Source organism: Pseudomonas sp. BAV 4579 (genome assembly GCF_009765395.1).
GTDB lineage: Bacteria > Pseudomonadota > Gammaproteobacteria > Pseudomonadales > Pseudomonadaceae > Chryseomonas > Chryseomonas aestiva.
Genome location: NZ_WHOV01000135.1, coordinates 17,768 through 38,638 on the forward strand (window position 1 = coordinate 17,768; position 20,871 = coordinate 38,638).

Annotated in this window: 21 protein-coding genes; 4 read left to right on the forward strand and 17 right to left on the reverse strand. The window is 68.0% G+C overall.

Annotated features, from left to right (window positions below; all coding sequences use genetic code 11):
• Positions 1-8 precede the first annotated feature (8 nt).
• Genes ccmI through ccmA form a run of 9 tightly spaced genes read right to left on the reverse strand, consistent with a single transcriptional unit; the run spans position 9 to position 6,788 of the window.
• On the reverse strand, positions 9-1,193 hold the full coding sequence (ccmI, locus tag GSQ95_RS21695; RefSeq protein ID WP_158897116.1) for a c-type cytochrome biogenesis protein CcmI: 1,185 nt from the start codon (positions 1,191-1,193) through the stop codon (positions 9-11).
• Positions 1,187-1,645 (reverse strand): cytochrome c-type biogenesis protein, encoded by a 459-nt coding sequence (locus GSQ95_RS21700; RefSeq protein ID WP_158897115.1) that lies wholly within the window; start codon positions 1,643-1,645, stop codon positions 1,187-1,189. Before GSQ95_RS21700 ends, ccmI begins: the two co-directional genes overlap by 7 nt.
• Positions 1,642-2,175, reverse strand: coding sequence for a DsbE family thiol:disulfide interchange protein (locus tag GSQ95_RS21705; RefSeq protein ID WP_158897114.1), 534 nt, complete (start codon positions 2,173-2,175; stop codon positions 1,642-1,644). Before GSQ95_RS21705 ends, GSQ95_RS21700 begins: the two co-directional genes overlap by 4 nt.
• On the reverse strand, positions 2,175-4,136 hold the full coding sequence (locus GSQ95_RS21710) for a heme lyase CcmF/NrfE family subunit (RefSeq protein WP_158973900.1): 1,962 nt from the start codon (positions 4,134-4,136) through the stop codon (positions 2,175-2,177). Before GSQ95_RS21710 ends, GSQ95_RS21705 begins: the two co-directional genes overlap by 1 nt.
• Positions 4,133-4,588 carry a cytochrome c maturation protein CcmE gene (gene ccmE / locus GSQ95_RS21715; RefSeq protein WP_158896846.1) on the reverse strand — a complete coding sequence of 152 codons (456 nt, stop codon included), beginning with the start codon at positions 4,586-4,588 and terminating at the stop codon, positions 4,133-4,135. The genes GSQ95_RS21710 and ccmE overlap by 4 nt, the downstream gene beginning before the upstream one ends.
• The gene (ccmD, locus tag GSQ95_RS21720; RefSeq protein WP_158896845.1) at positions 4,585-4,761 is read right to left on the reverse strand and encodes a heme exporter protein CcmD; all 177 of its coding nucleotides are present in this window, start codon (positions 4,759-4,761) and stop codon (positions 4,585-4,587) included. The genes ccmE and ccmD overlap by 4 nt, the downstream gene beginning before the upstream one ends.
• On the reverse strand, positions 4,758-5,504 hold the full coding sequence (locus GSQ95_RS21725) for a heme ABC transporter permease (protein ID WP_158896844.1): 747 nt from the start codon (positions 5,502-5,504) through the stop codon (positions 4,758-4,760). Before GSQ95_RS21725 ends, ccmD begins: the two co-directional genes overlap by 4 nt.
• A 10-nt stretch (positions 5,505-5,514) precedes the next feature.
• A complete protein-coding gene (ccmB, locus tag GSQ95_RS21730; RefSeq protein ID WP_158973902.1) occupies positions 5,515-6,186 on the reverse strand; it encodes a heme exporter protein CcmB in 672 nt (223 codons plus the stop codon).
• Positions 6,183-6,788 (reverse strand): cytochrome c biogenesis heme-transporting ATPase CcmA, encoded by a 606-nt coding sequence (gene ccmA / locus GSQ95_RS21735; protein ID WP_158891193.1) that lies wholly within the window; start codon positions 6,786-6,788, stop codon positions 6,183-6,185. The genes ccmB and ccmA overlap by 4 nt, the downstream gene beginning before the upstream one ends.
• 107 nt (positions 6,789-6,895) lie before the next feature.
• Here ccmA and GSQ95_RS21740 point away from each other — a divergent pair, with 107 nt between their 5' ends.
• On the forward strand, positions 6,896-8,470 hold the full coding sequence (locus tag GSQ95_RS21740) for a flagellar hook-length control protein FliK (protein WP_158891195.1): 1,575 nt from the start codon (positions 6,896-6,898) through the stop codon (positions 8,468-8,470).
• Positions 8,467-8,781 carry an EscU/YscU/HrcU family type III secretion system export apparatus switch protein gene (locus GSQ95_RS21745; RefSeq protein WP_133861112.1) on the forward strand — a complete coding sequence of 105 codons (315 nt, stop codon included), beginning with the start codon at positions 8,467-8,469 and terminating at the stop codon, positions 8,779-8,781. The genes GSQ95_RS21740 and GSQ95_RS21745 overlap by 4 nt, the downstream gene beginning before the upstream one ends.
• A gap of 421 nt (positions 8,782-9,202) precedes the next feature.
• Here GSQ95_RS21745 and mazG read toward each other — a convergent pair whose 3' ends face one another.
• From mazG to GSQ95_RS21770, 5 genes are all read right to left on the reverse strand, one after another.
• Positions 9,203-10,048 (reverse strand): nucleoside triphosphate pyrophosphohydrolase, encoded by an 846-nt coding sequence (mazG, locus tag GSQ95_RS21750; protein WP_158891197.1) that lies wholly within the window; start codon positions 10,046-10,048, stop codon positions 9,203-9,205.
• Positions 10,049-10,117: 69 nt separating this feature from the next.
• Positions 10,118-12,358, reverse strand: a complete 2,241-nt coding sequence (gene relA / locus GSQ95_RS21755) for a GTP diphosphokinase (protein ID WP_158891199.1) — start codon at positions 12,356-12,358, stop codon at positions 10,118-10,120.
• A gap of 63 nt (positions 12,359-12,421) precedes the next feature.
• The gene (rlmD, locus tag GSQ95_RS21760; protein WP_158891201.1) at positions 12,422-13,786 is read right to left on the reverse strand and encodes a 23S rRNA (uracil(1939)-C(5))-methyltransferase RlmD; all 1,365 of its coding nucleotides are present in this window, start codon (positions 13,784-13,786) and stop codon (positions 12,422-12,424) included.
• Entirely contained in the window at positions 13,773-14,672 is a 900-nt protein-coding gene (cysM, locus tag GSQ95_RS21765) for a cysteine synthase CysM (protein ID WP_158891203.1), read from the reverse strand. Before cysM ends, rlmD begins: the two co-directional genes overlap by 14 nt.
• A gap of 80 nt (positions 14,673-14,752) precedes the next feature.
• Positions 14,753-15,643 carry an alpha/beta hydrolase gene (locus GSQ95_RS21770; RefSeq protein ID WP_178118384.1) on the reverse strand — a complete coding sequence of 297 codons (891 nt, stop codon included), beginning with the start codon at positions 15,641-15,643 and terminating at the stop codon, positions 14,753-14,755.
• Between the two features lie 211 nt (positions 15,644-15,854).
• Between GSQ95_RS21770 and GSQ95_RS21775 the strand changes: the two genes are divergently transcribed.
• Positions 15,855-18,623 carry a response regulator gene (locus GSQ95_RS21775; RefSeq protein WP_158891205.1) on the forward strand — a complete coding sequence of 923 codons (2,769 nt, stop codon included), beginning with the start codon at positions 15,855-15,857 and terminating at the stop codon, positions 18,621-18,623.
• Positions 18,624-18,627: 4 nt separating this feature from the next.
• Here GSQ95_RS21775 and dinB read toward each other — a convergent pair whose 3' ends face one another.
• From dinB to GSQ95_RS21790, 3 genes are all read right to left on the reverse strand, one after another.
• Positions 18,628-19,725 carry a DNA polymerase IV gene (dinB, locus tag GSQ95_RS21780; protein WP_158891207.1) on the reverse strand — a complete coding sequence of 366 codons (1,098 nt, stop codon included), beginning with the start codon at positions 19,723-19,725 and terminating at the stop codon, positions 18,628-18,630.
• Between the two features lie 93 nt (positions 19,726-19,818).
• The gene (locus GSQ95_RS21785) at positions 19,819-20,052 is read right to left on the reverse strand and encodes a hypothetical protein (protein ID WP_017642220.1); all 234 of its coding nucleotides are present in this window, start codon (positions 20,050-20,052) and stop codon (positions 19,819-19,821) included.
• 23 nt (positions 20,053-20,075) lie between these two features.
• Positions 20,076-20,402 carry a hypothetical protein gene (locus GSQ95_RS21790; protein WP_158891209.1) on the reverse strand — a complete coding sequence of 109 codons (327 nt, stop codon included), beginning with the start codon at positions 20,400-20,402 and terminating at the stop codon, positions 20,076-20,078.
• A gap of 171 nt (positions 20,403-20,573) precedes the next feature.
• Here GSQ95_RS21790 and GSQ95_RS26230 point away from each other — a divergent pair, with 171 nt between their 5' ends.
• Positions 20,574-20,720: a hypothetical protein gene (locus tag GSQ95_RS26230; protein WP_166655896.1), complete on the forward strand. Its 147-nt coding sequence runs from the start codon at positions 20,574-20,576 to the stop codon at positions 20,718-20,720.
• Positions 20,721-20,871: the final 151 nt, after the last annotated feature.

Here is a 20,871-nt window from a genome sequence, read left to right on the forward strand (position 1 = left end):
CCGCCCGATCATGGCGCAATGGCATCAGCGGCTTCCACGCGCATTAGGCTGAACGCACTAGAAGAGAGCTCCAGTGGCGGCCCTTCGTGTCGCCAGTCCCCCTCGAACGGATCGCCGCCCCGGGCGATCACCACGACCGGTCGGATCCGTCGATGGTCGGACAGCTTGCGCTGGGGCAGCATGGCGTCGCGGTCATCCAGCCGCACCCGGCGGGGCAGATCGGCGACACTCAGCCGCCGCACCGCCAGCGGTGGGCCGGGCTGATCCACCGCCAGCGCCAGCACGAAGACACTGTCCTCGGGCCGCACCCGCTGCGCCACCGCGGGCGCCAGACTGACCTCCACGTCCAGCCCCGGCGTGGTCAGCGCCTGACCGGCGGCCCGTGCCGCCGTCTCCGCCCGGGCGACGCCCTGGGCAAGGGTGTCGCGCAGGGGATCCCCTGGTGGCAGCACGGCGACCAGGCGTTGCCAGTAGCCTGCCGCCTTGGCGTAGGCCCCCCGTTCGTAGGCGGCCATGCCCAGCAGGCCCAGGGTGGTGGGCTCGCCAGGATTGGCGGCCAGGGCTTCGTCGGCCAGGGCCTGAGTGCGCGCATCCAGCTGACGCCCCGCGGCGAAGAAACGGGCCTGGGCCAGTTGCCCGAGGACTTCCGCGCGCCGGCCATCACGCTGGATGACCTGCTCGAAGGCGGCCACGGCATCCTGGTAGCGGCCCAGGCCGGCATAGGCCCGTGCCAGCAGATACCAGTTGTCGGTCGCCTGGGGTTGCAGTCGCGTCGCCGCCTGCAGGTCGGCCAGCAGCGCCTGGGGCGAAGCCGGCGCCGCGGCGAGGCGCTGGCTGAGCTGCAGCGCCGGCCAGGCGCCGAGCAGCAGGTAGAGCCCCAGGGCCAGGGCCGGGCCACCCAGGGCGACCGTGATACCCAGGCGCCGGCCGTGGCGCAGCGGCGAAGAAGCCTCGGCCGGACTGTCGGCGAGCAGGCTGCGGCCCGCCTCGGCTTCGGCCAGCGCCAGCGCCTGGGTATCCAGCTCCCCGCGTGCGGCCCGCGCCCGGGCATCGGCCAGGCGTTCTCGATAAAGCGTCCGATTGAGCTCCGCCCGCTGGTCCGCCATGACGCGTCCACCGCGCAGCAGCGGCACCAGCAGGATCAGCACCGCCAGGATCAGCAGCAGTCCCGCCAGCCCCCAGAAGGTCAGCATCTTGGCTCCTCCTCCTCGGCCTGCAGCGCGGCCAGTCCCTGGCGTTCGGCGTCGCTCAGCGTCTGCTCCGGGCGGCGCCGCCGCGTCAGGACCAGCAGCAGCCCGGCGCCGCCCAGCAGACCCAGGCCCGGCAGCAGCCAGAGCAGCAGGGTGCGACCCTCGAAGGGCGGCCGATAGCGGATGAATTCGCCGTAGCGCTGCTCCAGGTGGGCGATGATCTCGTCATCGCCCTGGCCGGCCGCCATCAGGCGCTGGATCTCGCGGCGCAGATCGCCGGCGATGGGCGCATTGGAATCGGCCAGGTCCTGGTTCTGGCACTTGGGGCAGCGCAATTCGCGGGTCAGCGCCTGGAAGCGCGCGCGTTCGGCGTCGTCGTGAAAGCCATAGGGGTCGATGGCCGCCTGAATCAGGGTCGACCAGACCAGCAACAGCAGCAGCCAGCCGACCCTCATGGCGTCGCCACCAGGGCCCGGTAGCGCGGCCCGAGGTCGGTGTCCCAGACGCGTTGATCGATCACCCCGACATGGCGATAGCGCACCACGCCGCGGGCATCGATGAGAAAGGTCTCCGGCGCGCCATAGACACCCAGGTCCAGTCCCAGCCGGCCTTCGTCGTCACGGATATCGAGCTGGTAGGGATCGTGGAACTCCGCCAGCCAGCGGCGGGCGCTGGCGTTGTCATCCTTGTAGTTGATGCCGTGGATCACCACGCCCTCGGCCTTGAGTCGAGTGAGCACCGGGTGCTCTTCCCGGCAGGCCACGCACCAGGTGCCCCAGACATTGACCAGCGCCGGGCGGCCGAGCAGATCCTCCCGGGTGAACAGTCGTTCGTCCTGTACGCCCGGCAGCGAAAAGGCCGGAAACGGCTGGCCGACCAGCGCCGACGGCAGGGCCTGGGGATCGCGATAGAGTCCGCGAAAGAGCAAGCCGGCCAGCACCAGGAAGGCCAGCAGTGGCAGGCAGAGCAACAGGCGACGGCGCATCAGGCGGACTCCGCGGCAGCGGCAGGGGAAGAGGATCGCCGGCGGCGATAGCGCGGATCGGCCAGGGCCAGCAGGCCACCCAGGGCGGTGAGCAGGCCACCGAGCCAGATCAGCCGGACGAAGGGTTTGATCTGCAGGCGCACGGCCCAGGCGCCCTGCCCCAGCGGCTCGCCGAGGGCCACATAGAGATCGCGGCTCAGGCCGGCGTCGATGGCGGCTTCGGTCATCACCGCGCCGCTGGCCAGGTAGCGGCGTTTTTCCGGGGTCAGCAGGGCGACCACCCGCCCCTCGCGCTCGACCTGCAGCAGGGCGCGTTCGGCGGTGAAATTGGGCCCCTCGTAATGCTGGGTGCCGGCGAAGCCGAAGCGATAGCCCTGGAGTTCGACGTGCTCGCCCGGCACCAGGCGCAGATCGCGTTGCACATCCAGCTGACTGGCCAGCACCACGCCCAGGGCCAGCATCGCCAGCCCCAGGTGGGCCAGGTGCATGCCCCAGTAGCTGCGTGGCTGACCGCGCAGGCCGCGGCGCCAGCCCAGCGCCGCCACCTTGCCCAGCACATCGCGCAGCGCGGTCAGCAGGATCCAGGCCGCCAGCGCCAGCACCGCCAGGATCGCCGCCCTGGGCTGGTCCAGCCACCAGCCGGCCAGCCCCGCCAGGACGGCGCAAGCCAGCAGGACGGGCGCCAGCAGGCGCACCAGCCAGCGCCCCGGGCTGCTTTTCCAGCGCACCAGCACTCCGACGCCCAGGGCCAGCATCAGCAGCGCCATCAAAGGCACGAACAGCAGGTTGAAATACGGCGGCCCCACCGACAGCTTGGCCCCGGTCAGGCTGTCGATGATCAAGGGATAGAGAGTACCGAGCAGGACCGTGGCGGCGGCGGTCACCAGGATCAGGTTGTTGACCAGCAGCAGCGCCTCGCGGGAGGCCAGGCTGAAGGCCGCCGAGCCGCCGAGCGCCGGCGCACGCCAGGCGAACAGCGCCAGCGAACCGCCAACCACCAGCAGCAGGAAGGTCAGGATGAAGACGCCGCGGGTGGAATCGCTGGCGAAGGCGTGCACCGAGGTCAGCACCCCCGAGCGCACCAGAAAGGTCCCCAGCAGGCTGAGCGAAAAGGCGGCGATGGCCAGCAGCACCGTCCAGCCCTTGAACAGGCCGCGCTTCTCGGTCACCGCCAGGGAATGCAGGAGCGCCGTGCCCACCAGCCAGGGCATGAAGGAGGCGTTTTCCACCGGATCCCAGAACCACCAGCCGCCCCAGCCCAGTTCGTAGTAGGCCCACCAGGAGCCCAGCACGATGCCGCAGCCGAGAAAGGCCCAGGCGAGCAGCGTCCAGGGTCGTGCCCAGCGCGCCCAGGCGGCGTCCAAGCGCCCTTCCAGCAAAGCCGCCAGGGCGAAGGCGAAGGCCACCGAGAAGCCGACATAACCCATGTAGAGCATGGGCGGATGCAGGATGAGCCCCGGGTCCTGCAGCAGCGGATTGAGGTCGTTGCCCTCCCGCGGAAATTGCGGCAGCAGGCGCGCGAAGGGATTGGAGGTGGCCACCAGGAAGGTCAGGAATCCCGTGGCCACCAGCCCGAGGATGCCCAGCACCCGCGCCAGCAGGGCCTGGGGCAACTGACGCGAGCAGGCGGCCACCGCCAGACTCCAGCCCGCCAGCGTCAGCGCCCACAGCAGCAGTGAGCCCTCGTGGGCACCCCAGGTGGCACTGACCTTGTAGTACCAGGGTAGGCGACTATTGGAATTAGCCGCCACATAGGCCACCGAGAAATCGTCCTGGAGAAAGGCCCAGGTCAGGGCGGCGAAGGCCAGTGCCAGGAACAGCCACTGGCCGAGGGCGGCCGGGCGCGCCAGGCGCATCCAGTCGGCCTGACCGCGCCAGGCGCCCAGCAGTGGCAGGGTGCCCTGCACCAGGGCCATGACGAGCGCCAGCAGCAGGCAGAGTTGCCCGAATTCCGGGATCATGGCGTCGGCCTCGCGCCGTCCAGCGGTCGCCCGGCCTGGCGCAACGCCTGGCTCACCTCGGGCGGCATGTATTTCTCGTCGTGCTTGGCGAGGATCTGATCGGCGACCAGACGCCCCTGGTCGTCGAGTCGGCCCAGGGCCACCACGCCCTGCCCCTCGCGGAACAGATCCGGCAGGATGCCGGCATAGTTCACCCGCACCTCCTGCTGGAAGTCGGTGATGACGAAGCTCACCGCCAGGGAATCCGCGGCGCGCACCAGGCTGCCCTTCTCCACCATGCCGCCGGCCCGGATGCGGGTGGCGGGCGGCGCCTCGCCCCGGGCGATCTGGCTCGGGGTATAGAAGAGGTTGATGTTCTGCTGCAGGGCGCTGAGGGCCAGCGCCGCCGCGCCCCCTACGCCCAGCAACAGCAGCAGGATCCACAGCAGCCGACGACGGCGGACCGGATTCATGGCTGCCGCTCCCGCCGCCAGCGCTGGCGCAACGCTCGCTGCAGCCTGCGACGCGCCTGCCAGCCGTGCAGCAGCAGACCGCCGAGGATGACCAGGGTCAGGCCGAAGGCCGGCCAGACATAGAGGCCGTGGCGGCCCATGCCCAGGGCCTGCGCCCATTCCACTCCGCTCACGCGCCCTCCTCCCCCAGCTCCAGGCGTACCCAGCGACTGCGCCACTCGCGCCTGAGCACCTCCAGGCGCATCCGCTGCAGCAGGACGCCCGCGAAGAACAGATAGAACGCCAGCACCATCACCAACAGTGGCAGCCACATGGCGGCGGGCATCGGTGGCCGCGCCATCAGGCTGAAGGTGGCCGGCTGGTGCAGGGTGCTCCACCACTCCACCGAATACTTGATGATCGGCAGATTGACCGAGCCCACCAGGGCCAGGATGGCGCAGGCACGAGCGGCGCTCTCGCGATGCTCGATGGCCTGCCCCAGGGCGATCACGCCCAGATAGAGAAACAGCAGCACCAGCATCGAGGTGAGCCGGGCGTCCCAGATCCACCAGGTGCCCCAGGTGGGAATGCCCCACAGCGACCCCGTAGCCAGGGCGATCGCCGTCATCCAGGCGCCGATCGGCGCGGCCGCACGCAGGGCCACGTCGGCCAGCTTGAGGCGCCAGACCAGGCCGATGGCTCCGGCGACCGCCAGCAGCAGATAGCAGGACTGCGCCAGCAAGGCCGCCGGCACATGCACATAGATGATGCGAAAGCTGTCGCCCTGCTGGTACTCCGGTGGCGCCAGGAACAGTCCCCAGACCAGACCCACGGCCAGCAGCAGCCCGGCCAGCGCCAGGCAGGGCCCCTGCAGGCGGCCGGCCAGGCGATAGAAGATGGCGGGAGAGCCCAGGCGGTGCAGCCAGGTCCAGTTCATGTCGTCCTCGTCATTGGGCCACGCCGATGCGCAGGCCGGCGGCGACCGCCAGGGGCGCCAGGGTCAGGGCCAGCAGGGTCAGGCAACCCAGCCAGAGCAGCAACCCCGTCACCGGCAGGCCAAGACGCGCCGCGTCCAGGGTACTGGCGCCCAGGATCAGCACCGGGATCTGCAGCGGCAGGTTGAGCAGCGCCAGCAGCAGGCCGCCACGGGCCAGGCCCACGGTCAGCGCCGCGCCGATGGCACCGATCAGGGTCAGGGCCAGACTGCCCAGGGTCAGGGCCGCCAGGGTCGCCGGCAGGGTCGCGGCGGGCAACCCCAGCATCAGCGCCAGCAGCGGCGTCAGGGCCACCAGGCCGAGGCCGGCGAAGCACCAGTGCACCAGCAGCTTGAGCAGCACCAGCAGCGGCAAGGGCTGGGGTGCCAGCAGCCAGAGCTCCAGCGAGCCATCCTGCCAGTCGCTGCGAAACAGGGCTTCCTGGCCAAGCAGCAAGGCCAGCAACAGCGCTATCCACAGGAGGCCTGGTGCCAGGGCGGCCAGCTGCTGGCTGTCGGGACCCAGCGCCAGGGGAAAGAGGGTCACCACCAGGGCATGGAAGGCCAGGGGCGTGAGCCACAGCGCCGGACGGCGACAGGCCAGGCGCCCTTCGCGCCTGAGGAAGGCCAACCAGGCGCCGCTCATCGGCCACCGTCCAGCCAGAGCAGCCGATGCCCTTCGGGGACGACCTCCAGTTCGCGGTGACTGGTCAGCACCAGGGCGCCGCCTGCCGCGCAATGGGCGCGCAGGCGCTCTTCCAGCTGCGTGCAGGTGCTGGCGTCGAGGGCGGTGAAGGGTTCGTCCAGCAGCCAGAGCCGCGGCGGTTCGGGCAACTGGAGCCGGGCCAGGGCAACGCGCCGACGCTGACCAGCCGACAACTGCCCACAGGGCTCGTCCGCCCAGTCGGCCAGCCCTACCGCCGCCAGGGCGACTCGGCAGGCCTCACTCGTGGTCGGGCGCCACAGATTGGCCAGGCCATGAAGATTTTCCACCGCCGTCAGCCCCTCGGCGATGCCGGGCGCATGGCCCAGCCAGAGCAATTCGGCCGCGGCGGGCCGGCGCACCTTACCCGCATCCGCCGGCAGCAGTCCCGCCAGGATGCGCAGCAGGCTGGTCTTGCCACTGCCGTTGACGCCCCCGATCCGCAGCGACTCGCCCGCCGCCACGCTCAGACTCAGGTCGTCGAACAGCAGGCGACCGCCCCGTTCGCAACGGAGCGCGACGGCGTCGAGCAGGGGCTGATTCAAGACAGGGGATCTCACGGCACTAAAGTCGGTCGAGCGCTGGCCGTTAACCCGGCACACGCCCTTGAAGGCGCGCCATTATACACAGGCGATTCCACCGGACCTGCCCGATGACTTCCATCTCCGCGATCCAACCCAGCGTCGGCGTCACGCCCGCCCTGCCCGTCCGGGCCGCGGCGGCGCAGGCGTCGGACGCGGGTGCGCAGATCCTGCAGGCCCTGCAATCCCTCGACGACCTGATCCCGCCCGGCAGCACCGCGACCGCCGAGGTACTTGCCACCCGTCCGGCCGGCCAGAGCTTCCAGTTCCTGCTGCAACTGCAGCTGGCCGAGGGCGGCAGCGTCCTCCTCACCACCCAGAGTCCGACCAACAACCTGCCGGTGGGCAGCCAGTTGCTGGTGAGCACCCTCGGCTCCCCCCAGCTGGCGGTGCTGCTGCAGAGCCTGGAGGGCGACGCACCACCGCCGCCGCTGCAGCAGCTGGATCTGCGCCAGCTACCGGTGGGCACGACCCTGCAATTGCGGGTGCTGAGCAGCCTGCTGCAACAGCCGCCCGGCGCGACGCCCACCTACGAGGTGATCGCCAAGGCCCTGAGCTCCAGTCTCGAAGGTCGCCAGCTCAAGCTGGAATCGCCCCGCCCGGTCCCGGTGGGCAGTCTGCTGACCGTGGTGATCAAGGACAGCCAGGAGGTCACAGTGCTGCCCATGGCGCAGCGCCTCGACCAGCTCGACATCGATCGCCAACTGCAGGGCCAGGGACAGCGCCAGCTGTCGATGAATGCCCTGCTGCAATGGCTGGAGGACGTTCCCGAGGCAGAGCTGCCGCCGTCGGTGGGCGCGGCGCTCAAGTCCCTGCTGGCCAATCTGGAAACCACCGAGGCCCTGGGCACGCCCCAGGGCTGGGCCCGCGCCCTGGCGCGCAGTGGCCTGCAACTGGAGCAGCAATTGCTGGATCGCGGCGGTCCCGATCTCCAGGAAGACTTCAAGGCCAACCTGCTGCGCCTGGTGGATCGCCTGCTGGCCAGCGTGCCGGGCGAGGCCCTGCGCAATCCCCAGGTCGCGATCCAGACCGCCCAGCAGAATCTGCCCGATGCCCTGCGCCGGGCCCTGGGTGATGCCGCCACCGCCAGTCGCCAACCCACCGCCCTGGACTTTCCCCTGGGCGAACGCGATGGTCGCGGCCTCGGTGCCGCCAACGCCGAGCTCGACGAATTGCTGCAACTGGCCACCGGCGTCATCGCCCGCCTGCAGACCCACCAGCTGGCCAGCCTGGCCCAGACCCAGGTCCTGCCCGATGGCTACTACCTCTCCACCTGGCAGACCGAGATTCCCTGGCGCGATGGCGAGCGCCTCGGTGCGGTGCAGGTGCGCTTCCAGGAAGAACGACCGCCGCCGGATAGCCACGGTGAAGCCCGCGACAGCCTGTGGAAGGTGGAACTGGCCTTCGACCTGGCGCCGCTGGGGCCGCTGCAGGTGCGGGCGCAACTGGCCAGCGGCCGGCTGTCGAGCGAATTCTGGGCGGAAAAAGGCGCCACCGCGACGCTGATCGATACCGAATTGCCCCATCTGCGCGAACGCCTGCTGGCGGCCGGCTTCGTGGTCGGCGACCTCAGCAGCCGCCAGGGCCGTCCCGCACGCCATCCGCGCACCACCCTCGAACAACGCTGGATCGACGACACCGCATGAGTACAACCGCCGCCCGCCAGGCCATCGCGCTGTCCTATGACGGCAGCAGCGCCCCCATCCTCTCCGCCAAGGGCGATGCCGAACTGGCCGAACTCATCCTGGCCACGGCCCGGGAGCACGAGGTGCCCATCTACGAAAACGCCGACCTGGTGCGCATCCTGGCGCGCCTGGAACTGGGCGCGGAAATCCCCGAGGCGCTCTATCGCACCCTGGCCGAGATCATCGCCTTCGCCTGGCACCTCAAGGGCAAGTGCCCGGCGCACCTGGCCGACCAGCCGGATCTGTCGCCCGGGTGGGAGCGGATGCCGTAGGAATCGGTCCTCACGGTCATGGCGGTCCGCCGATGCGGCCGGGGCCAGTAGGAGCGACCCATGGCCGCGATCTGCCGTGTAGCCTGCATAACGGCGCCGTCTTATCCACCCCTCGAGGCGGCCTGCCCGTGGGAAACGCCATGCGGTTTTCCACGCTAGGGCTGATCGCGATCTTGCCACGGGTGATGGAGATGAACGCCTGCTTGGACAGCCCCCTCTCCCTCCGGGAGAGGGTTGGGGTGAGGGTGCCCCCGGCAGTCACTCCCAGCGAAAAACGCTGCGCGGTTTTCCACGCGACGACACTAGGAATCGTTTTATCGCGGCCATGGGCCGCTCCTACGGCGAATGATGCGCTTGCAAGAGCGCCCACATCGGCGGACCGCCATGACCGCGATCAAGCAATCCAGCCAGCGGAATCGCCCTACCTCCGCCGCAACGAATGCCCGACGGCGCCCTTCTCGACTACCTTGGCGGCGTCCCAGAGTGCATCCATCTCTTCCAGGCTGGCCTCCTGGGGCGTTCTGCCCTGAGCGTTCAGGCCTTCCTCGATATAGCGAAAGCGCCGCTCGAACTTGGCATTGGCCTGGCGCAGGGCGTCCTCGGCGTCGACCTGCAGGTGCCTCGCCAGATTGACCATCACGAACAGCAGGTCGCCGACCTCTTCCGCCACCTGGGCAGCCTGGCCGTTGGCCATGGCCTCGCGCACCTCGTCCAGTTCCTCCTGGATTTTGGCCACCACCGGCATGGCGTCGGCCCAGTCGAAGCCGACATTGGCCGCACGCTTCTGCAGCTTGGCCGCGCGACTCAGGGCCGGCAGCGCGGCCGGCACGTCATCCAGCAGCGAGAGCTGCTCCGGCGCCGCGGCCTTTTCCGCGCGCTCCTCGGCCTTGATCTCTTCCCAGCGGCGCTTGATGGTCGCCTCGTCCAGTCGCGGCAGGTCGAGCGGGCCATGCAGGTCGCCGTCGGGAAAGACATGGGGATGGCGCCGCACCAGCTTGCGGGTAATGCCATCCACCACCTGGGCGAAGTCGAAATGGCCATCCTCGCGACCCAGCTGGCTGTAGTAGACGACCTGGAACAGCAGATCGCCCAGCTCGTCGCGCACCTGGGGGAAATCCCGCCGGGCGATGGCGTCGGCGACCTCGTAGGCCTCTTCCAGGGTGTGGGGCACGATGCTGGCGTAGTCCTGGCGCAGATCCCAGGGGCAGCCGTGTTGCGGATCGCGCAACCGGGCCATGAGGTGCAGCAGATCGTCGAGCTGGTACATGGATGAATCCTGTCACTGGAAAAAGAACGAGGCGCCAGGAGGCGCCTCGTGGGGTCGTCGTCACATCTCTCAGACAGCGCGATTGCGCCGGGCTTCGATGATGTTGGGCAGCTGGGAGATGCGCCCGAGCAGGCGGCCGAGGGCGTCCAGGCCGGGGATCTCGATGGTCAGCAGCATGTTGGCGGTGTTTTCCTCGCGATTGGAGCGGGTATTCACCGCCAGCACGTTGATCCGCTCGTTGAGCAGGATCTGCGAGACATCGCGCAGCAGACCGGAGCGGTCGAAGGCCTTGATCACGATGTCGACCGGATAGGTCTGCACCGGCACCGGGCCCCAGCTCACCTGGATGGTCCGCTCCGGCTCGCGACTGGCCAGCTGCAGGGCGTTGGCGCAATCCTGCCGGTGGATGGTCACGCCACGGCCGAGGGTGATGTAGCCGACGATGGCATCGCCCGGCACCGGCTGGCAGCAGCCGGCGATCTGGGTGAGCAGGTTGCCCACGCCCTGGATCTGCACATCGCCACGCTTGCCCGGCTTGTTGGTGGGCTTGCGCGGCAAGTGATCGAGGGTATCCAGGCCCTTGTCCGGCTCCACCAGCTGCTGGGCGGCGTGCATCACCTGGGCCAGGCGCAGATCGCCGGCGCCCAGGGCCGCGAGCATGTCCTCGGAGCCCTTGTAGTTGACCTTCTCGGCCAGGGTGTTGAAGTCCACCGGCGGCAGTGCCAGGCGCGACAGCTCGCGCTCGACCATGGCCTTGCCGGCCGCCACGTTCTGGTCGCGCGCCTGGAACTTGAACCAGTGGACGATCTTGGCCCGAGCCCGCGAGGTGTTGACGTAGCCGAGGTTGGGGTTGAGCCAGTCGCGGCTGGGCGAGCCCTGCTTGCCGGTGATGATCTCCACCTGCTCGCCGGTCTGCAGCTGGTAGTTCAGCGGCACGATGCGGCCGTTGATCTTGGCCCCGCGGCAGTTGTGGCCGATCTCGGTGTGGACCCGATAGGCGAAGTCCAGCGGCGTCGCGCCCTTGGGCAGGTCGATGGCGTGGCCGTCGGGGGTGAAGACGTAGACCCGGTCCGGCTCGATATCGACCCGCAGCTGATCGGCCAGGCCGCCGATGTCGCCCAGCTCCTCGTGCCATTCCAGCACCTGGCGCAGCCAGGAAATCTTTTCTTCGTAGTGATTGGAGGCCGACTTGACGTCGGTCCCCTTGTAGCGCCAGTGGGCGCAGACCCCCAGCTCGGCCTCTTCGTGCATGGCGTGGGTGCGGATCTGCACCTCCAGCACCTTGCCCTCCGGACCGATCACCGCCGTGTGCAGGGAACGGTAGCCGTTCTCCTTGGGATTGGCGATATAGTCGTCGAACTCGCGGGCAATATGCCGCCACAGGGTATGCACGATACCCAGCGCGGTATAGCAGTCACGCACCTCGGGCACCAGCACCCGCACGGCGCGCACGTCGTAGATCTGGCTGAATTCCAGGCCCTTGCGCTGCATCTTCCGCCAGATGGAATAGATGTGCTTGGCGCGCCCGCTGAGGTCGGACTTGATGCCGGTGGCGGTGAGCTCGTCACGCAGTTGCTGCATGACGTCGGCGATGTACTGCTCGCGATCCAGCCGCCGTTCATGCAGCAGGGTCGCGATCTGCTTGTACTGCTGGGGCTCCAGGTAGCGAAAGGACAGATCCTCCAGCTCCCACTTGATATGGCCGATGCCCAGCCGGTGGGCCAGGGGCGCGTAGATGTCGGCGACCTCGCGGGCCACCCGGTTGCGGCGTTCCTCGGTGGCGTTCTTGACCGCGCGGATGGCGCAGGTGCGCTCGGCCAGCTTGATCAGGGCCACCCGCACGTCGTCGACCATGGCCACCAGCATGCGGCGCAGGTTGTCGACCTGGGTCTGGCTGCCCAGCACCATGGACTTGCGCGGGTTGAGACTCTCGCTGATCGCCGCCATGCGCAGCACGCCTTCGATCAGCTTGGCCACCACCGGCCCGAAATGCTCCGCCGCCGACTCCAGGGTCGCCTTGCCCTCGCGCACCGCCCGGTAGACGATGGCGGCGATCAGGCTGTCCTGATCCAGCTTGAGGTCGGCCAGGATCTCCGCCATCTGCAGGCCGGTATGGAAACTGGAGGTCCCCTCCGCCCAGGTGTGCTCGACCTGACCGGAATTCTCTTCCGCCGTGCGGGCGAAGCCGCAGGCGTCCAGCAAGGCCTCGCGATCGAGATTCGGATCCACGCTCTGGATATGATCCAGCCAGGCGTGGAGGTTGATGCTGCCATCGACGTTGACTGGCTGATGCGCTCTGACCTGTACCATCTACCCCTTCCTCACGGCGTAGCCTTCTCGCCGGATTGGCTCGCATCGGTTGGCGAGCCGTCGTTACCCGGGCATCCTGCCCGCTTCGAACAGCACCATGGCTTCCACATGGGCGGTCTGCGGGAACATGTCGAGAATGCCCGCTCTTGTCATGCGATAGCCCTGTCGGACCAGCTCCCCGGCATCCCGTACCAGGGTGGCCGGATTGCAGGAGACGTAGACCAGCCGCCCGATACCCAGGCCGCTGAGCTGCCGGACCACTTCCAGCGCACCGTCGCGCGGCGGATCCAGCAGAGCCAGCGAATGGCTGCCCAGATCGGCGGGTAGCGGGTTCGACAGATCCACCTGTAGAAAGTGCGCGTTGCCGATGCCGTTGTCACGCGCATTTTGTATTGCCCGGGATGTCATCGCCGCGACCCCTTCGATACCGGTGACGGCCGCCGCCTGCCGCGCCAGCGGCAAGGCGAAATTGCCCAGTCCGGAAAACAGATCGAGCACCCGGTCGTCCGCCGTCGGCGCCAGCCAGTCCAGTGCCTGGGCGACCATGGCCTCGTTGATGGCGGCATTGACCTGGACGAAGTCGCCCGGCTGGTAGGCCAGGGTCAGGTCCCAGAACGGCAGCCGGAAGCCCAGCCTGGCGTCGGCCTGATCCGGCTGCGGCTCGCCCTTGCCCTGCCACCAGAGCTGGACGCCGGCCGCCGCGCAGAAGTCGCGCAGGCGCGCCTGGTCGCCCGGCAGCAGCGCCCGGGTATGGCGCACCAGCATGGCCGTTGCCGTGCCCTGGAAGAGTTCCACATGACCGATCGCCTGGGGCTGTTCCAGCCCGCTCAGCAGGTCGGGCAGCGCGCGCAGCAATGGCTGCAGCTCCGGCACCAGCACCAGGCAGTCGTCGGGGGTGACGATGTCCTGGCTGGCCTCGGCGCGAAAGCCCACTTCCAGGCGGCGCTGGCGTTCGTCCCAGCGCACCGCGATGCGGGCACGGCGGCGATAGCCGAATTCGGGACCGACCATGGGCGCGGCCCAGGCCAGCGGCTGCACCCCGGCCAGACGGCGGAATTGCTCGGCCAGGGCTTCCTGCTTGAGGGTCAGCTGATCGGCATGGGGCAGGTGCTGCAGGGTGCAGCCGCCGCAGCGGTCGGCCACGCTGCAGGGCGGTGTACGCCGCAACGGACTGGCCTCCAGCACCCGGAGGGTACGGGCCTCGACCACCTGACTGCGGGCGCCGAGCACCCGCGCCTCGACCTGCTCGCCCGGCAGGGCGCCGACGACGAACCAGGTCCGTCCGCCTTCCCGCGCGATGCCGCGCCCGTCATGGGACAGGCGCTCGATGCCCAGCAGCTGCCGCTTGCCGGTCGGCACCCCGGTCGCCCGGGCGCCACCGGCCGGTTGAAAGCGCAGCCCGCCGCCGCCCCGCTTAGCGCGCGTCATAGACGCCGGTCGACAGGTAGCGATCGCCTCGGTCACAGATGATCGCGACGATCACCGCATTGTCCACTTCCCGGGCGATGCGCAGGGCGCCCGCCACCGAACCGCCGGACGACACGCCGCAGAAGATGCCTTCTTCCCGCGCCAGGCGGCGCATGGTGTCCTCGGCTTCCTGCTGCCCCATGTCGATGATGCGATCCACGCGGCTGGCCTCGTAGATCTTCGGCAGATAGGCCTCCGGCCAGCGGCGGATGCCGGGGATGGCCGCGCCCTCCTCCGGCTGCAGACCGACGATCTGCACCTTGGGATTCTGCTCCTTGAGGTAGCGCGAGGTGCCCATGATGGTGCCGGTGGTGCCCATGGAGCTGACGAAATGGGTGATGCTGCCGTGGGTCTGGCGCCAGATTTCCGGCCCGGTCCCCAGGTAGTGGGCCACCGGATTGTCGCCATTGCCGAACTGGTCGAGCACCTTGCCGCGGCCTTCGGCCTGCATGCGCGTGGCCAGATCCCGCGCGCTCTCCATGCCGTCTTCCTTGCTCACCAGGATCAGCTCGGCGCCATAGGCAGTCATGGCCGCCTTGCGCTCGGCGCTGGAGTTGTCGGGCATGATCAGGATCATGCGGTAGCCCATGATGGCAGCGGCCATCGCCAGGGCGATCCCGGTATTGCCGGAGGTGGCCTCGATGAGGGTATCGCCGGGCTGGATGTCGCCACGGGCCTCGGCCTGGCGGATCATCGACAGCGCCGGGCGGTCCTTGACCGAACCCGCCGGGTTGTTGCCTTCCAGCTTGAGCAGCACGGTACTGCGGGTGTCGCCGGCCAGGCGCTGCAGGCGCACCAGCGGCGTGTTACCGATGCAATCGGCGATGGTGGGATAGTGCAGACTCATGAATCAGCTCGTTCCGCCAGGGGTGAAAGCCTTCCATGATACTCCCAAAGCCTCGCCGACCCTACCCATCCGGCGCCTGGCTAGGGCCGGCGCGTGGCGGCGCCGTCGCTGGCCACCTCCAGAGCGGCGGGCAGGCTCAGCGACAGAATGCCCTCCGGCCCCAGGTTGGGCTGCACCTGGGGAGTCACCTGCATCCCCGGCAGCCCGCCCAGGCGTTCGGCCAGCCGCCTGGCGGCATCGGGCGCGACCTTGCGGGTCAGGTCCTCGGTACCGGAATACAGCCAGAGCTGCACCGGCCGGGCGCCACCCACGCCCTGGAATTCCTCGGCCCGCTTGAGGATGTAGCCCTGCTGCCAGCCATAGGCGACATCGCTCGCCACGTAGCGCTGGAAGGCCTGCGGCTGCCGATAGAGGGTGTCGAGCACGAACAGCCCGCCGTAGCCATGGCCCCAGAGGGTCTGGCGATTGGGGTCCACCGGCACGCTCTGGGTCAGCAGCGGCTTGATGCGCTGCTCGATCAGGTCGAGAAAGGCCCGCGAGCCTCCCGCCGGCCAGTCCTTGCGCACGTCGTCGCGCGTGCGGCCATTGCCCACCGCCGGGGTGTAGTCGTAGGTGCGCTCCTGCATGGCGTCCGCGGCATCGGCGTAACCGATGGCCACCAGCACCGGCGCACTCTTCAGTTTATGGGGGGACAGCCAGACATCCTGGAGTTGCGCCAGGGCGGCATCGCCGTCGAGCAGGAACAGCGCGGGATACCCCATCATCGGCGCCGGCTGTTTGGGAATGCCGATATAGACCCGATAGCGGCGCTTGCCATCCGCCGAGTCGAGCAGGTGCGTCTCGAAGCTGTAGTACATCGAGCCCCGCTCCACCAGGGTGGTCTTCTTCGGCTCCTGGGCCTGGCTCGACGCCATCCAGCCGGTCCCCAGCAACAGGGCGCCCGCCAGCATCAGACTGCAACTCTTCTTCAAAGGATCTCCTCGAACGCGACCGCACCGGAACGACCGGCAGTCCCTACCAGACCGCCGATGGGGTCAATGGTTGTGCACCCCGGCCAGGGACCGTGGCAGCCTTCGCGGATTTTCGCGAATCGGCGCGCCAGGGGGTGCGACCCCTTTCGCAAAGACTCTCTTTACATTTGGTAAAGGGGTTAGACTCGCCAATTTCCTCGGGGGACGCGCAGTGCTGGACGAATTGGGACTCAAGGGGCGCATCCTGCTGTTGAGCGTCCTCCCGACCTGCTGCATGGCGGCCCTGCTGGGGGTCTACTTCAGCTGGGTGCAGCTGTCCGACATGCGCAGCCAGCTCATCGAGCATGGCCAACTGGTGGCCCAGCAGATGGCCCCGCTCATCGCCCCGGCGATGCGCACCGGCGACAACGACCAGCTCAACCGGATCGCCCAGCGCGCCCTCGACCAGGCCGATGTCCGGGCCATCAGCTTCCTGGATGCCGACGGCAACCTCCTCGCCCACGCCGGTCCCTCGATGACCGTGGAGCTTACCGGGCGCGACTACCAGACCATCAGCATGAGATCCGGGCTGGACATCACCCACTTCAACCTGCCGGTGCAGACCCATGACCTGCGCCTGACCCGCAGCGACGGCAGTCCGGCCACGCCCCAGACCCTGGGCTGGATCCAGCTCGAACTCTCCCACCACGCCACCCTGCTGCGCGGCTATCGCAACCTGGTGGCCGGCCTTCTGCTGATCCTGCTCGGCCTGGCCTTCACCGCCTTCATCGCGGTGCGCATGGGCCGCCGCATCAACCGCCCCCTGCAGGTGATCGCCCATGGCGTCAGCCAGTTGCAGGAGGGGCGCCTGGAGACGCGCCTGCCGACCCAGCTCGGCAGCCCCGAATTCGACGAACTGGCGACCGGTATCAACCGCATGGCCGAAGCCATGGAGAACGCCCAGTTCGAGATGCAGAACAACATCGACCAGGCCACCGAGGACGTGCGCCAGAATCTGGAGACCATCGAGATCCAGAACATCGAACTGGATTTGGCGCGCAAGGCGGCGCTGGAAGCCAGTCGCATCAAGTCGGAATTCCTGGCCAACATGAGCCACGAGATCCGCACCCCGCTCAACGGCATCATCGGCTTCACCAACCTGATGCAAAAAAGCGAGCTGACCCCGCGCCAGCAGGATTACCTGAGCACCATCCAGAATTCCGCCGAGAGCCTCCTGGGCATCATCAACGAGATCCTCGACTTCTCGAAGATCGAGGCTGGCAAGCTGGTGCTGGAGAATCTGCCGTTCAACCTGCGTGACATGATCCAGGACACCCTGACCATCCTGGCGCCCTCGGCCCATGAAAAGCACCTGGAGCTGGTCTGCCTGGTCTACCGCGACACCCCGACCCACCTGGTCGGCGATCCGCAGCGTCTGCGCCAGGTGCTCACCAACCTGGTGAGCAATGCCATCAAGTTTACCCATTCCGGCACCATCGCCGTGCGCGCCATGGTCGAGGAAGAGACCGACGACCACGCCCAGCTGCGCATTAGCGTCCAGGACACCGGAGTCGGCCTCACCGACGAAGACCGGCAGATGCTGTTCCAGGCCTTCTCCCAGGCCGACAATTCCCTGACTCGCCAGGCTGGCGGCACCGGGCTCGGCCTGGTCATCTCCAAGCGCCTCATCGAGCAGATGGGGGGCGAGATCGGCCTGGAGAGCATTCCCGGCGAGGGCTCGGAATTCTGGATCACCCTCAATCTGCCCAAGGCCCATGGCAGCGTCGAGAGCCACAAGCGCATCGCCCTGGCCGGTCGTCGCGTCGGCCTGGTGGAGCCCCACCCCCTCACCCGCCAGGCACTGCAGCACCAGCTGGAGGAATGCGGCCTGAGCGTGGAGCCGTTCGAGACCCTGGAGCAGCTCAGCGAAGCGGTCGCCCACCCAGCCTCCGGCAAGCTGCCGGTCAGCCTGGCGGTGCTCGGTGTCAGTGCCCGCAGCATCCCGCCGGATCTGCTCACCGAGCGCATCTGGGAACTGGGTCGCCAGGACTGCAATACCCTGGTCTATTGCCCCACCACCGACCAGGCGGTGTTCCACGCCTCCCTGCCCGATGTCCATTGCCAGCTGCACGCCAAGCCGGCCTGCAGCCGCAAGCTGGAGCAGGCGGTGGCCGAGCTGCTCAACCAGCGCCCGCAACGCAACGAGAGCGGCGGCCTGGGCATCACCGACCGCCCGCCGCGACTGCTCTGCGTGGACGACAATCCGGCCAACCTGCTGCTGGTGGAAACCCTGCTGACCGATCTCGGCGCCCAGGTCACCGCGGTGGAGAGCGGCTACGCGGCGGTGGAAGCCGTCCAGCAGGAGCGCTTCGATCTGGTGTTCATGGACGTGCAGATGCCCGGCATGGACGGCCGCCAGGCCACCGAGGCGATCCGCGACTGGGAAGCCAGCGAAGGGGGCACCCCGGTGCCCATCGTCGCCCTTACCGCCCACGCCATGGCCAACGAGAAGCGCGCCCTGCTGCAGAGCGGCATGGACGACTACCTCACCAAGCCCATCAGCGATCGGCAGCTGGCCCAGGTCATCCTCAAGTGGACCGGCCTGCGCCTGCTGCACAGCTCGGCGCCCGAGGTCACCAGCCTCAACAGCGGCGGCCAGGACATTTCCACGCTGGCGGTGATGGATGCCGACGAAGGCCTGCGCCTGGCCGCCAACAAGCCGGATCTGGCCAAGGATTTGCTGAGCATGCTGCTCGCCTCCCTGGCGGCGGACCGTCAGGCCATTCGCCAGGCCCGCGAAGACGGTGACCGCATCGCCCTCATCGAGCGCGTCCACCGCCTGCATGGCGCCACCCGCTACTGCGGCGTGCCCCAGCTGCGCGCCGCCTGCCAGCACAGCGAAACCCTGCTCAAGCAGGGCGCGCCGACCTCCAGCCCGGCGCTGGAAGAGCTGGACGCGGCCATCGTCAATCTGTCCACCCAGGCCAAGAGCCCGCTCTAGCGGGCTAGTCCTCGAACAGCCTGAGCTGTAGCGCCGCCTCGCGCAGATCGGTCAGGCGCACGCCCACCCCGAGTAGCCGTACCGGCCGATTGCCGCGCCGGTAAGCCTGCTCCAGCAGGCGCCGATAGCTGTCGAGGTCACGACCGGCGCCCTGCTGTTCCAGGGTGGTCTGGGTGAAGTCGTGGAACTTGACCTTGATAAAGGGTCGCTCCGGGCGATAACGATCGGCCAGGCGCGTCAGCCGCTCTTCGAGCTTGGCCAGCAACTCGGGCAATTCCTGCGCACAGGCGGCGGCATCGGGCAGGTCGCGGTCATAGGTGCGTTCCACACTGGCCGATTGCCGTTGGCTGTCCACCTTGACCTGGCGCTCGTCGATGCCATGGGCCAGCGACCAGAGGCGTTCGCCAAAGCTGCCGAATTCGCGCAGCAGATCGAAGCGCGACCAGGTCTGCAGGTCGCTGCAGAGGACGATGCCGCGGCGCTTGAGCTTGTCGGCGGTGACCTTGCCCACGCCATGCAGCTTGGCCACCGGCAAGGCGGCGACGAAGGCGTCCACCTCGTGCGGGGCGATGACGAACAACCCATTGGGCTTCTTCCAGTCGCTGGCGATCTTGGCGAGAAACTTGTTGGGCGCCACCCCGGCGGACACCGTGATGTTCAACTCCTGCCACACCCGCCTGCGGATATCACGGGCGATCAGGGTGGCGCTGCCGTTGAACAGCTCGCACTGGGTGACATCCAGGTAGGCTTCGTCGAGGGACAGCGGCTCGATCAGCTCGGTGTAGTCCTGGAAGATGCCGTGGATCTGCCGCGACACCTCCTTGTAGACCTCGAAGCGCGGCTTGACGAACACCAGATCGGGACAGAGCTTCTGCGCCTGGTGGGAAGACATGGCAGAGCGCACGCCGAAGGCCCGGGCTTCGTAGTTGCAGGTGGCGACGACCCCACGACGATCAGGGGTCCCGCCTACCGCCAGCGGCTTGCCGCCCAGGCGCGGATCATCGCGCATCTCGATGGACGCATAGAAGCAGTCACAGTCGATATGGACGATCTTGCGCTGGCGCTTGGATGGGAGCTGAACGGGAGAACTGTCCGGAGCCATGGAAGGAGATGCCGGGCCGGGCTTGGCAGCTGATTATCCGTACAGTAAGCCAAGACCGCCCGGATTTGTCCATGGCGGACGACGAATCGCCCGTTAACCGACGTCTTGCAGCAGGCGTTGCCGATGGACGACCTCTTCGCGCAGCTCATCGACCACCGCCTTGAGGTCATGGGCATGGTGCAGCTGATCGTAATAGAGGTGGCGCTCGGCGATCACGCCATCGGGCGTGGTGATCATCAACCGCGCGAAATGCTCGCTGCGCTCGAAGAACTCGATGCGACCCAGGCCCTGGAGATGTTGGAGCAAGGTTTCCAGCAGCAGATTCATGGCGGCCCCTTGGACTTTCCTGGTCAAACGGTTCGGTCGCGCTGCCCATCGTCGAAAGGTGCACCCTCGTCGCTGGCGATGACGGTCCGATCTTCTATATGGCCGGAGCGAACATGGCGGGACGGGGTTTCCAGCAATTCCTGCGCCGCGGCGCGGAGCGTCTGCATGTCGTCGACGAGCAATTCGACTTTCTCCACGACCTGAAGTGCCATCTCCGACGCACCTTTGGCACTGCTGCCGGTAAGCGCCAGGGAAAGATTGCACAACTGGGCGACCAGTGTCGCTATATCGTGATCCATCACGCGCATGATGCGCTGATCCAGACGACTCGAATCCTGGGTAGGGTGCATGAGGTTCTCCATAACACCCATCGAGGGTAGCACATGGCCACCACCCGCCCCGGCCCTTAGCGGCGTTTTGCTATCACCTTCTCACTTGATCGCACCGGGGCCCTCATCGGGTTTCCGAACCCTTTGCCAGCCAGATGAGTCGACTGAGGACGTACCTCTAGGAGAACCCCCATGAAGCGCCCTCTACTCGTGTCCTCTGCCCTGCTCCTCAGCCTCATGCTGGGTGGCTGCTTCGATCGCGACCAATCGGATCAACAGAATCGCTCCAGCGGCGAAAAGGCCTCGGTGCAGATGCAGAAAAGCGATGGCGACAAGTAGGCCCGTCCCTGCTTGGTAAATAAGCCTTTGATGAATATTAAATTTTTCCTTGACGAATTTTTTCTTGGCCCTATACTGAGCCACATCGGACGCGGGATGGAGCAGTCTGGTAGCTCGTCGGGCTCATAACCCGAAGGTCGTTGGTTCAAAT

Bases quoted from the DNA above. Each gene is read 5' to 3' on its own strand.
- ccmI (WP_158897116.1), bottom strand. From the start codon at position 1,193: ATGCTGACCTTCTGGGGGCTGGCGGGACTGCTGCTGATCCTGGCGGTG.
- GSQ95_RS21700 (WP_158897115.1), bottom strand. From the start codon at position 1,645: ATGAGGGTCGGCTGGCTGCTGCTGTTGCTGGTCTGGTCGACCCTGATT.
- GSQ95_RS21705 (WP_158897114.1), bottom strand. From the start codon at position 2,175: ATGCGCCGTCGCCTGTTGCTCTGCCTGCCACTGCTGGCCTTCCTGGTG.
- GSQ95_RS21710 (WP_158973900.1), bottom strand. From the start codon at position 4,136: ATGATCCCGGAATTCGGGCAACTCTGCCTGCTGCTGGCGCTCGTCATG.
- ccmE (WP_158896846.1), bottom strand. From the start codon at position 4,588: ATGAATCCGGTCCGCCGTCGTCGGCTGCTGTGGATCCTGCTGCTGTTG.
- GSQ95_RS21725 (WP_158896844.1), bottom strand. From the start codon at position 5,504: ATGAACTGGACCTGGCTGCACCGCCTGGGCTCTCCCGCCATCTTCTAT.
- ccmB (WP_158973902.1), bottom strand. From the start codon at position 6,186: ATGAGCGGCGCCTGGTTGGCCTTCCTCAGGCGCGAAGGGCGCCTGGCC.
- GSQ95_RS21740 (WP_158891195.1), top strand. From the start codon at position 6,896: ATGACTTCCATCTCCGCGATCCAACCCAGCGTCGGCGTCACGCCCGCC.
- GSQ95_RS21745 (WP_133861112.1), top strand. From the start codon at position 8,467: ATGAGTACAACCGCCGCCCGCCAGGCCATCGCGCTGTCCTATGACGGC.
- mazG (WP_158891197.1), bottom strand. From the start codon at position 10,048: ATGTACCAGCTCGACGATCTGCTGCACCTCATGGCCCGGTTGCGCGAT.
- relA (WP_158891199.1), bottom strand. From the start codon at position 12,358: ATGGTACAGGTCAGAGCGCATCAGCCAGTCAACGTCGATGGCAGCATC.
- rlmD (WP_158891201.1), bottom strand. From the start codon at position 13,786: ATGACGCGCGCTAAGCGGGGCGGCGGCGGGCTGCGCTTTCAACCGGCC.
- cysM (WP_158891203.1), bottom strand. From the start codon at position 14,672: ATGAGTCTGCACTATCCCACCATCGCCGATTGCATCGGTAACACGCCG.
- dinB (WP_158891207.1), bottom strand. From the start codon at position 19,725: ATGGCTCCGGACAGTTCTCCCGTTCAGCTCCCATCCAAGCGCCAGCGC.
- GSQ95_RS21785 (WP_017642220.1), bottom strand. From the start codon at position 20,052: ATGAATCTGCTGCTGGAAACCTTGCTCCAACATCTCCAGGGCCTGGGT.
- GSQ95_RS21790 (WP_158891209.1), bottom strand. From the start codon at position 20,402: ATGCACCCTACCCAGGATTCGAGTCGTCTGGATCAGCGCATCATGCGC.
- GSQ95_RS26230 (WP_166655896.1), top strand. From the start codon at position 20,574: ATGAAGCGCCCTCTACTCGTGTCCTCTGCCCTGCTCCTCAGCCTCATG.